General features: G+C 48.7%; 8 protein-coding genes. 4 read left to right on the forward strand and 4 right to left on the reverse strand.

The genetic code is table 11. The features are described from left to right. Window positions 1–321: 321 nt before the first annotated feature. From H6G50_RS12930 to H6G50_RS12945, 4 genes are all read right to left on the reverse strand, one after another. Entirely contained in the window at window positions 322–1,611 is a 1,290-nt protein-coding gene (locus tag H6G50_RS12930) for an ABC transporter ATP-binding protein (protein ID WP_190716857.1), read from the reverse strand. After that, the gene (locus tag H6G50_RS12935) at window positions 1,612–2,403 is read right to left on the reverse strand and encodes an ABC transporter permease (protein WP_190716859.1); all 792 of its coding nucleotides are present in this window, start codon (window positions 2,401–2,403) and stop codon (window positions 1,612–1,614) included. Beyond that, on the reverse strand, window positions 2,393–5,092 hold the full coding sequence (locus H6G50_RS12940; protein ID WP_190716861.1) for a glycosyltransferase: 2,700 nt from the start codon (window positions 5,090–5,092) through the stop codon (window positions 2,393–2,395). Before H6G50_RS12940 ends, H6G50_RS12935 begins: the two co-directional genes overlap by 11 nt. Window positions 5,093–5,223: 131 nt before the next feature. Further along, entirely contained in the window at window positions 5,224–6,279 is a 1,056-nt protein-coding gene (locus tag H6G50_RS12945; protein WP_190716863.1) for a glycosyltransferase family 2 protein, read from the reverse strand. A gap of 401 nt (window positions 6,280–6,680) precedes the next feature. On the opposite strand from H6G50_RS12945, the gene H6G50_RS12950 reads away from it, so the two are divergent. From H6G50_RS12950 to H6G50_RS12965, 4 genes are all read left to right on the forward strand, one after another. Further along, on the forward strand, window positions 6,681–7,730 hold the full coding sequence (locus H6G50_RS12950; RefSeq protein ID WP_190716865.1) for a glycosyltransferase: 1,050 nt from the start codon (window positions 6,681–6,683) through the stop codon (window positions 7,728–7,730). 112 nt (window positions 7,731–7,842) lie between these two features. Next, a complete protein-coding gene (locus H6G50_RS12955) occupies window positions 7,843–9,324 on the forward strand; it encodes an NAD(P)/FAD-dependent oxidoreductase (protein ID WP_190716867.1) in 1,482 nt (493 codons plus the stop codon). Between the two features lie 153 nt (window positions 9,325–9,477). Then, complete coding sequence (locus tag H6G50_RS12960) at window positions 9,478–10,596, forward strand: quinone-dependent dihydroorotate dehydrogenase (protein ID WP_190716869.1); 1,119 nt, start codon at window positions 9,478–9,480, stop codon at window positions 10,594–10,596. A 126-nt stretch (window positions 10,597–10,722) separates the two neighbouring features. Further along, window positions 10,723–11,898 (forward strand): bifunctional oligoribonuclease/PAP phosphatase NrnA, encoded by a 1,176-nt coding sequence (locus tag H6G50_RS12965; RefSeq protein ID WP_190716871.1) that lies wholly within the window; start codon window positions 10,723–10,725, stop codon window positions 11,896–11,898. Window positions 11,899–11,926: the final 28 nt, after the last annotated feature.

An 11,926-nucleotide genomic window follows, 5' to 3' on the forward strand; every position in this document is an offset into this window, starting at 1 on the left:
CAATATTTTGAAAGAGTAAGCAATTGATCTTTTAAAAGATGTATAGCGTTTTTCGTTTGCGTGAGGTACAGTTCCAAAAATCAAATCGGTAGGGGCGCGGATTTCGAGGTCTTAGGGGCGCGGATTTCGAGGTCTCCTCGAAATTAAACGCCGCCCCGTCTCGAAATTAAACGCCGCCCCGTAGGGGCGAATGGTATTCGCCCCCTGGGTGTTATATCATCCATGTGAAAACTGCTATAAATAAATTCTAATGACAGGGCGTGCAAAGCATTCTTAACGCTTGGAACTCGAGCTAGAGCGAGAATTTCAGTTTACCCCGATTCAGCGATCGGAGATCGGTTTGTCATCAGATATTGGCTGTCTGACTTGACCCAAACTTGGCATTCGTACTGCGCCCATTTCCCAGCGAAGGGGTGGATTTAGGATGCTGTTACCATCGACGGCAGAGCAAATTTCCAAGGGGTAAACGTGCCAGTGATAGTCGTAGGCATAAGTCCAATCTCGTTCGTAAATCCCCACATCAACGAAGTAGCTGCCACCGCTGAGATCGACGCGATCGATTTGCAGCGAAATCTGTCCTTCGCCCTCGACCGCCGATAATGATTCTACCGTTACTGCCGTGCTGGTATCAAAGCAAATTTGACCGTCTTCGCGACTAATTGTAACGCTGAAGATTGGAGATTCAATGCGTTGAGGTGAAAGATAGTCAATCTCGACGCGCAGCGGTTCGCCGCTATCGAGGCGATCGCGCGGTTGCAAGCGCACGTCGGTAATTTCAATTTCTAAGGAACCGAAGCGGTTTTCATTAACGCGCAGTTCTGTTCCGGATTTCGTCTTTTGGGGCGCGCGCAAAGGAGTGCGCTGTTGGGTTTGCTGGCGCATTTCGCTGACATACTGCCCGACGACGACTTCGGGTTCGCCGTAAGCGACGATTTGACCTTGGCGCAACCAGAGGGCGCGATCGCACAATTCCTCAATTTGCTCGGCACTGTGAGAAATCAACACGATCGCGCATCCCTTTTCCTTCAACTCGCCAATCCTTTCCAAACACTTCGCCTGAAAGGACAAATCCCCCACCGACAGGAATTCATCGACCAACAAAACATCGGGATCCGTATGCACGGCTACAGAAAATGCCAACCGCATTTGCATCCCCGTACTGTAAGTGCGTAGCGGGTTGTCAATAAATTCCTCCAACTCAGCAAACTCGACCATCGTCTCAAACCGTCGCTGCACTTCCCGCCGCGTCAACCCCGCGACAATCGCCGCGACAAAAACGTTTTCGCGCCCCGTCAAATCGCCGTTAAACCCCGCTCCTAAATCGAGTAACGCGCCAATGCGCCCGCGCACTTTAATTTTTCCTTCATCCGGCGCGCCTACGCCGCCCACCAGTTGCAATAAGGTCGATTTTCCTGCCCCATTGTGTCCGATAATGCCGAGCATTTCACCCGCAGAGACGGTAAAACTGACCTCTCGCAACGCCCAAAAATGCTCGACTGCCTTCATCCGTCCCAATCCCGCCAGCGCCGCTTCCATAATCGTTACGGGTTTTTCGGCGTGATAGCGGTTGAAGCGCTTACCCAAGCGATTGACGATAATTGCTTCGCGCATTTACACCTCCTCCACAAAATGAGCGCTCTGGCGTTTAAACATCCAATAGCCCACGGGCAATAAGATTGCTGTAATGCCTGCAATAATTCCTAAAGCTAGGAAATCTGGGGGAACGCCCCACATGAGAATTTGTCGATAGGACATCACGATGTGAACCATTGGATTCAAACCGTAAACGTACCAATATTTGGGTGGAATGTTTTTAATGTCGTAGAAAATGGGCGTGAGATAAAAGAAGAGTTGTAGCAGTACGCCGAGGGTGTGCTGGGTATCGCGAAAGGTCACATTGAGAGCGGCAAGAAAATAAGCAAAGCTGACGGTAAGAGCAAATTGTAGAATTTGCAGGAACGGCAACCAGAGAACGACGGGTTTAAATTGCACGCCATCAATAAGGAGAAACCCGATTAAGACGGGTAGGGCGAGGATAAAGTGGACTAGCCCGGTAGTGACGATGACAACGGGAAGGACGGCGACGGGAAATCCGGGCTGTCGGATGAGGGGGCGACTGCCAACAATTGCGCCGGTGGCTTGAAACAGGGCAGTTTGAAACCAGTTCCACACGAGCAACCCGGTAAAAACGTAGGAGGAATATTGGGGGATATTAACCGGGATGACGAGTTGGAAAACAAAGGCAAAAACGGCGAGTTGCAGTAGGGGATTGATGAGCGTCCAAGCTACACCGAGGGCGGAGCGCTTGTACATCAATTTCATTTCCCGCGAGACTAATTCCCGCAGGAGATCGTAAAGATAGGGCAGTCGCCAGCGCGGACGAAGGGTTCTTTTAGCTACCATGCGCGTCCATTCCTACTTGGATGGGGGTCGCTTCCAATGAAGGGGCGATCGCGGTTTGGGGGCGTTCTGCGACAGGGATATACGGCGCGCTACGCCCTTCTAGTTTCACTCGCTGGTGCGATCGCCACAACACCCAAGGACCGAGGATATTCCCCTGAATTTCGAGCAGGATCAGCGAGAGGGGATAATCGCTCGTACCGCGCAACCAAGTCAGAATCCGTTTTGTATGGTACATGGGCAAAGCAACAAACACTTGCAAAAATCCCCGCCAATCTCCATCGCGCAGCCAAGTTGTTAAGTTATAAGAGACGTGACCCTTGCTGTAGCCGAAAATTTGACGGCGTAAGGCGGATAAATCCCGGCGATGCTTGTGCCAAACGTAAGCAGATGGCTCGTAGGTAATGGTATAGCCGGCTTTGAGAACTTTGTAGAACAGGTATGTATCTTCTCCGACCCCCGAGGGCATCCCCGGTCCGAGGGCTTCCTGCATTAAACCAATCTGGGGATGCGTAAAAATGCTGGCTCGAAAGGCAGCGTTGGCGGTTGCTCCCAATCCCCAAGTCGGTACGGCAAACTTGGGAAAAGATTTAAACCAGTCCCCGTTGACCTCAAAGGGTTCAAAACCTCGCCCTAAGCCGCCGTATCGTTCAAAGAAACGCTGGTAAATCGTCTCTAGCTGCAACGGTAAGACATTTCCCGTAACAATCATGACATCCGGTCGGGCAAAAGGCGCGACCAGCTTCTCAATCCAATCGGGGGGAAGCGTCACGTCATCGTCGGTGGCAATGACAATATCTCCGGTGCTAGCAACAAAGCCTGCATTGCGAGCGTATGCGAGGCCTTGGCGCGGTTCCTTCACGAGCTTCACTTCAGGAAACTCGGCGACGACGGGGGCGGTTAAACCCGACGCGGGATGGTTGTCTACGACAATGATTTCTACTCGCCGAGCGGTTTGTTGTTTGACCAAGCATTGCAGGCAATTGCGCAGATCGTCGGGTCGGTCGTAGGTGGCGAGGTTAATGGAAACGGAAACGGAGTCTGGCAGTTTCTCGCATTGGATGACTTCTTTCACTTCCCGGTTAGGAGAATATCGCTCTGTCATGCTCGCAAATGCTTCCGCCCAGACGGTATTTTTGCCAGACTTGGCTAGGGGCTGGATCGCTTTCAAGCCTAACGCCTCAATAATGGCTTGGCTTAACCGGCTGCGGTGGATAGGCTGGTAAATATTCGGGATACTGACACCGCCTAAAGGCTCTCCCCGCCAGGTGACGAACACTTGAACGTCGGAGTATTGGGTTACATCGACTAGAGAATGTAAGGGCTGGGTGAGTTCGACGCTTCGCACGGCGACGGGTCGATTAACTTCGACGGGCGGTTGGGCGGGCGGTTCGGGGGCGATCTTTTCTTTCGCGATCGCTTCTTGGGGACCGAAGGAGGCGATAATTTCGGCAGCCTGTTTTTGAGCTTTTTGATAGCGAGTTATCCCAATGAAGGAACCCCAGAACTCAGCTTTGACGAGTTCTAGGGGAAACTGAGTGGGATGCTTAAAGGCAATCCAAAGCCGACGCAGGCTCCAATAGCACAGCCACCAAATTCCCAACCATATAAAAGAACGGCGCTCTTCGGGATAGGTGGTTGCCCCGCAGACGAAGTAAGAATAAAGACCGATCCCGTTGTTCGTCAGTTGAGAGTGCAGTTTTTCGTAATCGCGCCGATGTCGGTGGCGCACGAGAGCGTCGGGTTCGTATAGGAGCGTATGTCCTTTTTTGAGGACGCGGAAAAACATTTCTAAGTCGCCGCCGCCATTGGTGGGCGTGCCGACATCTAGGGCGGGATCGAAGGGGCCAATCTCTTCAAAAATGCAGCGCCGATAGGCCATATTTGCTCCCGTGCCAAATTGTCCCGCTCCCAGCCATCCCCAAGGCATTTTGCTATCGGGGTAGACGCGGTACCATTTGCGATCGAATCCCCGTCCAAAACCTCCATTCCATTCAAACAGCACTTGAGCTTCGGTTTCGAGTTCGTAGGGAACGACTAGCCCTGTTATTGCCATGACTTCGGGGTTTTCCACGAAGGCTTTTGCTAAAGCTTTGACCCAACCGCGATCGACAACGACATCATCATCAGTGTAGGCCAGGATTTCGCCTTTGGCTTCGATAATCGCGCGATTGCGCGCCCAATCTAAGCCGGGACGGGGTTCGCAGACGTAGCGAATCTGGGGATAATGGGCTTGTAATAATTCTTGGGTTGCTTCGGTGCTGGGGGCGTTATCGACCACTAAAAGATCGAGGTGGGGATAGTCTAACTGACAGAGGGAATCCAAACAGAGGGCGAGGTCGGCGGTGCGATCGCGCGTACAAACGGCTATCGTTACGAGCGGTAATTCTCCATCGCATTCCGGCACTTGCAAATCGTATAAGTCCTTAAGTCGTATACCTTCTGGATTGGGGGAGGTTGCTAATCCATTTTGCAACAGGCGCTGGAGAATTCCCCAACTCTGTTGTTCGAGAAGACATTTCCCGAGAATTTCAGCCGTGCAGCATCCGTTGGCGATTGGCGCTTGAATATAACCGATGGGCGCGCCGTGCAAGCGGACTAATCCTTGTACGCCCAGATAACCCTCTAAATTCTCTAGGGTTTCCAGCGGACGACTGAGTTCGAGATCGACAACCTTGAGCGGATAAAGCATTCCCTAACTCTCCTGAAATAGTGCTGTTAATACTCGGCATAAACTGCCTCTTCGGAATTTAAAATTCCCAATTCGCTCGCGAAAGTATTTCGCCACATTTTACGGGATTTCTGAATGATCGCCCATCAAAATTAGATTGCTGAGAGCGAGTAATGTAAGACTTTGCCGACTAAAAGCTTGAAATAAATACTGAGTTTGGATTGACGCGCTTCGGAAACCTTTAAGGGCTGAGTGGGACGCGCGCTTTGCCTCCCCGTTAAGATTTGCCAGAGACTTTGTAGTAGCAAGCTGTACCAGCCGTAGCGTCCCAAAGGCGTGATGAAGTCGGCTTTTAGAGCTTCGAGCAACCAAAAGATGGTTTGCTCGGGATCGCGATCGTGATGGCTTTGGCGTGCGAGGTAGAGGTAAAAACTGCTACAGGATAAGCGGTGCAGGAGAAGGGGAATATCGGGGCGATTTTGGCGAGTGGCTTGCAGCATTAAGCGGTGCGATCGCGCCATTTTCTGGTAGTCTCGGGACATACTGCTGGCAATTTTGCGATAGCCGACGGTAAATTCCGGGACGACGCAAAAGCGATATTTTTCGGCGATGCGCAGGTATAAATCCCAATCTTCGCAACCTTGGGCGTTCTGAACCTTTAAGTCGCTATTGTAACCGCCGACCCGCTCTAAGCAGGAACGACGAATCAGCGTCGCACTGGCATTGCCTAAAAAGTTATGACAAATTAGCGTTTTGTAAACGTCACCCTCAATCGTGCTGGCGTGGAACGGGCCGAGGGGAGAATCATTTTCGTTGATATCGACAGACCAGGAATAGACTAAACCCACGCTGCTATCGGATTGCGAAAGGCGCTTGACTTGCTTTTCGAGGTGTTGGGGATACCAAATATCGTCCGCATCGAGGGGCGCGATGAATTCGCCGCGCGCGTTAGCGATGCCGAAGTTGCGCGCCGCCGCTACGCCGGAGTTAGACTGCTGGAGGATAACGATGCGCCCATCGCGTTGGGAAAGTTCGGTGGCAATTTCGACGGTGCGATCGCTCGAGCCATCATCAACGATAATAATCTCGAAGTCGCGATCGCTTTGAGCGAGAACCGAATTTACGGTTCGCTCGAGCCACACTTCAGCATTGTAGGCAGGAATAATGACGGAAACGCGGGGCAAGGGGAGGCAAGAGAGAGCGGTCATGCGAGAGATTGCTTGGCAATTTTAAGGATTTGGGGACGCTCATCTGGCGATAGGCGCGATGGTACGAGGGTTAAAAACGGGTGGGAGGTAACTTGAGAGTTCAAGCTGTTCGCTTGGCTTGATTTTCACGCGCAAATCTTAGCTACTGCTCTTAGATAGCACAGTCAAGTTAGCTCCGTAAAGTCCAGGATTCCTCTTTTACAAAAACTTGACGAAAATTACGGCGATTGCCAAACTAGGGTAGAGTTTATTGAAATTCCAAGCTAAATCTTACTAAAATGACCGTAAGTTTATGGGGCTAATGCCTTCATAACGATTTAGGACTTCTTAGGACGTTTTTACGTCTCTTCAATACGGCTCTACCGCAAACTCAATAATTTTTAATAGACACCTCACTAAAGATGAGCGGACGTTCTCAAAGCTTACCCGCAATTTCACTGATCGTCCCGGTTTATAATGGCGGTGATAATTTTCAGCGCTGTTTGACCAGTATTGCTTCTGGAGTTTCCCCATCAACTGAGGTGATTGTCGTGGGCGATGGCGACACCGATGGTTCTTGGGAAAAAGCCCAATTATTCGGGTTCGAGGGGATTCGCCTGCCAGAATCTCGAGGACCGGCAACTGCACGAAATATTGGGGCAAAACAAGCTAAAAATGAGATTCTTTTTTTTGTGGATGCGGACGTAGAAATTTATCCCGATACCCTGACTAAAATCGCAGCCGTTTTTGAATCCGATCCCCAGTTAGCCGCTTTAATCGGTTCCTACGACGACGCACCCGGAGCGGCTAACTTTTTATCTCAGTATAAAAACTTATTCCACCATTACACCCACCAAATTTCCTCAGAAGAAGCATCGACATTTTGGGGAGCTTGTGGAGCGATTCGTCGCGATATTTTTCTGGAAATGGGGGGGTTTGATGAAAGTTATCGTCTTCCCTGTGTGGAAGATATCGAACTAGGCTATCGTTTAAAAAAAGCAGGCTATCGCATCCAACTTTGCAAAGAGATTCAAGTCAAACATCTCAAACGTTGGGGGATAATCTCGTTGTTGCGAGCAGATTTTTTTTACCGGGCGCTGCCTTGGACGGCTTTGATTTTACGCGATCGCGCTTTGTCTAACGATTTGAACCTTCAATACTCCAGTCGTCTCAGCGTCGTCGCGATTTACTTACTCTCGGTCAGCCTAATCGCTTCTGTGAAGTATCCCATTGCCCTCTGTCTGGTCGTATTAGCGAGCCTTGCTTTACTCTTTCTCAATGTCTCAGTTTACCAATTTTTCTATCATAAACGCGGCTTATCATTTACCCTCGGAACAATATTCTGGCACTGGCTTTATTATTTTTACAGCGGACTGGCTTTCGCAATTGGCAATATGCGCTACCAACTTCAATCTTTTAAGCAAGCGATGGCCCACTTCACCCGAAAAAGTAAGCCATCTGCCCCTTGCTAGTTTATTTAGCGCCGACCCGACAACTCAATAAGAGAAAACTTGTGTATATTCAAGAGACGAGACTTTTTTCATACTTCATACCTAGATCGTAATTAATTGCTAGAGGAGTCTTATGCAAACAAATTATCGGGTGGCGATTGTCGGGGCTGGGCCAGCAGGCTTGACGGCTGCTTACGAACTCGCCAAGCAAGGAATTCATCTGCTCGTGGTAGAGCGAGATGATAAAGTAGGAGGCATTGCTCGCACTGAAATTTATAAAGGCTATCGCTTCGATATTGGAGGACATCGCTTTTATACCAAAGTAGGAGAAGTTCAACAATTGTGGCTCGAAGTGCTGGGCGACGAGTTCATTCAAGTTCCTCGCCTCTCGCGTATTTATTACAGGGGTAAATTTTTTGATTATCCTCTTTCTTTTGCTAACACTTTATCGAATCTCGGATTGGGAACAAGTGCTGCAATTGTTCTGAGCTACATCAAAGCAAAAATTCAGGCTTTTATCAAACGTCCGGAACCAGAAACTTTTGAGGAGTGGGTAACTCATTGTTTTGGTCGTCGCCTTTATGAAACTTTTTTTAAAACTTATACAGAAAAAGTTTGGGGGATTCCCTGCAATAAAATTAGTGCAGAATGGGCCATTCAACGGATTAAAGGATTATCTTTAAAGCAGGCAGTTATTAATGCTTTATTCGGCACAAATAACACCAAAACTTTAATCAAGAAATTTGACTACCCCATTTTGGGACCGGGCATGATGTGGGAGCGTTTTACTGAAGCGGTGGAAAAGTTAGGGGGCGATGTCTGGCTTGATACCGGCGTAATTCGCGTTAAACACCATCAGCAGCGAATTGAGAGTATGGAGGTCGATCGCAATGGGGAAGTTGTCGAGGTGAAGGCAGAACATTTTATTTCGAGTATGCCGGTGACGGCGCTAGTGCGCTGTCTCGACCCTCGTCCGCCCGAGCCAATATTGGAAGCAGCGCGATCGCTAAAATATCGGGCTTTTATTATCGTAGCACTCATTATTGACGCTCCCAATCTTTTCCCAGATAACTGGATTTATATTCACTCTCCAGAAGTGACAGTCGGGCGCATCCAAAACTTTAAAAATTGGAGTCCGGCAATGGTTCCCGATCCGAATAAAACCTGTTTGGGTATGGAATATTTTTGCGATGAAGGCGACGATCTGTGGAATCTCTCCAACGAAAAGTTACTGGAACTCGCGACGAAAGAAATCGGGATATTAGGTTTGGCTAAATCGGCAAAGGTAGAAGATGGAACGGTTTTACGACAGCCGAAAGCTTACCCCGTTTACGATCGCAATTATCGCCAACATTTACAAGTCTTGCAAGACTACTTAGCGGGTTTTGATAATTTACAAACTGTCGGACGTAATGGAATGCACCGATATAATAACCAAGACCACTCGATGCTGACGGGGTTGCTGGCTGCTAAAAATATTATTGGCGAGAAACACGATTTGTGGCAAGTCAATGTCGAACGCTCTTACTACGAAGATTTCACCCAGGAAGAATGGGAAAAGCGCCAGAAATCTTTATCAAAAGCTAGCCGAGAAGTTATGCCGGATAGTCTTTAATCGAAGTTTGAGGGATGTTACGAGTTAAAGCTTTAGGGGAACTATCGAGACTAACTTGATGTAAATTTGAGATAATTATAGGGTAACAGTTTCGGTACGAAATTCGACAGCGATCCTAAAACCAACTCTGACTTTCCCTAAGCTTTTCTAGTTATGGACATCTACCGCAATGCCCTGCGCCCGCTTCTCTTTTCGGGACTTAAGATCGAGCCGGAGTTCGCCCATCAACAAAGTCTGCAATTCCTTCAATGGTTGGAGGAAGCGCAAGAGTATCAACCGGCTGCCCTTATTTTAAAGCAGTTCGATCGCGCGTTTGGCTACCCAGATTCTCGCTTAAAGCAGCAGTTATGGGGCATTGAGTTTCCCAATCCTTTGGGGTTAGCGGCGGGATTTGATAAGGATGGCGTAGCGGCTGGAATTTGGGGCGATTTTGGGATGGGATTTGCCGAGTTAGGAACGGTAACGTACCATCCGCAACCGGGAAATCCTCGTCCTCGTTTGTTTCGCTTGCTCGAAGATAAAGCGGTGCTGAATCGTATGGGATTTAATAATCGGGGAAGTGCTGCTTTAGCGGAACGTTTGCAACAATTAAAAGCGCGAAAAGTTCCATTAGGAATTAATTTAGGAAAGTCTAAGATTACGCCGTTAGCAGAGGCAGCAGCGGACTATGCGGGCAGTTTTAAGCGCTTGCAATCGCTGGGAGATTATTTTGTGGTGAATGTGAGTTCGCCGAATACGCCGGGATTGCGATCGCTGCAAGATAAGAGCCAACTTAACGATATTTTAACCGTTTTACAAGCCGAAAATCAAGCTCGAAAGCCAATTTTAGTGAAGATTGCACCGGATTTGGAGTGGGATGCGATCGCGGATGTTATCGACTTAGCTTTTACTCACAAACTAGCGGGAATTATCGCCACGAATACTACGATTAGTCGCGAGGGACTGAAAACGAAAATGCTCGCGGCTACGGGAAAATCGATTGGGGAAGAAGCGGGAGGAATCAGCGGTAAACCGTTACGCGATCGCGCGACAGAAGTCATTCGTTTTATCCGCAAACAATCGCAGGGAAAATTAATAATTGTGGGAGTGGGCGGTATTTTCACGGCAGAGGATGCTTGGGAAAAAATCATCTCCGGTGCAAGTTTAATTCAAGTGTATACGGGCTGGATTTATGAAGGCCCGTGGATGGTTCGAGAAATTCTGGCAGGATTAGTCCAAAAGTTAGAGCGTGAAGGTTTAAAGTCAATTGCTGAAGCCGTGAATATTAAGTAACAGACAAGGGGTGAAGGGAGACGGTTTATTTTTCAGCAGAACGTGGGAATTGCGATAAGATCGACATAGTGCCACCCTCAACTGAATGTGAATAGCTCAACGCTGAACAACTCAATTTCATTGGCTATGACTAACGGTTCGCCAGAAGAATCGATCGCACGCCTAAAGCCTCAAATATTACCCTCTTCGGTAATGGCGTTAGATGAAATCGTTAGCAACTTGCGAAAAACATTAGAACGCCATCGGGGAGAACGACAATTAATTGTCATTCAGGATTTCCCCGATCCTGACGCTCTCTCTAGCGCTTGGGCGTATCAACTGATTGCTCAACAATACGAAATTCAATCGGAAATTATTTACGCAGGGACGCTATCGCATCAGGAAAATATTGCCTTAGTGAAATTAGCAGGAATTCCGGCGCAGCGGTGTACTCTTCAAAGTTTAAAAGAACGCGATTTGTCTTTATATCGGGGCTGCGTTCTCGTCGATAGTCAAGGAACGACGAGTCAACTTTTCCCTTTATTGCTAGAGGCAAATATTCCGGTTGTTGTCGCGATCGATCATCATCGCCCGCAGGATAAATTGGCAGCAGAATTTATCGATTTGCGCCCCCACGTTCGGGCGACAGCAACAATTTTGACAGAATATCTGCAAGCGGGAATGTTGCGTTTGGATGCCAATAATAAACAGCACGTTCGTTGCGCGACAGCGCTAATGCACGGTTTGCGTTCGGATACAGATCGATTGATGCAAGCGCAGGAAGAAGATTTTTTGGCGGCGGCTTATTTAAGTCGATTTTACGATCCGCCGTTGCTGAGTGCAGTGCTACAATCGTCGAGATCGCGCCATGTGATGGATGCGATCGAACGTTCGCTTTCTAATCGCGTGGTAGCGAATGGTTTTTCGATCGCGGGAATTGGCTATTTGCGGGCGGAAAATCGCGATGCAATCCCGCAAGCTGCCGATTTTTTAGTCACCGAAGAAAACGTGCATACGGCAGTCGTTTATGGTTTAGTTCGCAATGAAGAAGAAGAACGCGAAGCGATTATTGGTTCGCTGCGAACCAATAAAATTACGTTAGATCCGGATGATTTTTTAAAAGAAGCGTTCGGACAAGATTCTCAAGGACGCTTTTTTGGCGGAGGGCGCTTGCGGGCGGGCGGTTTTGAAGTTACGGTGGGTTTTCTTTCGGGCTATAATGATTGTGCTAAATATGCCAAGCTTAAATGGGAAGTCTTCGACGCGCAAATTAAGCAAAAGTTGGCGCGTTTGGTAAATCCGGGGACTGACGCAATTGATTAAGAAGCCGATGGGATTGGGGCGAGGTGGG

Origin of the sequence: Oscillatoria sp. FACHB-1406, assembly GCF_014698145.1 — a bacterium.
Lineage (GTDB): Bacteria > Cyanobacteriota > Cyanobacteriia > Cyanobacteriales > Spirulinaceae > FACHB-1406.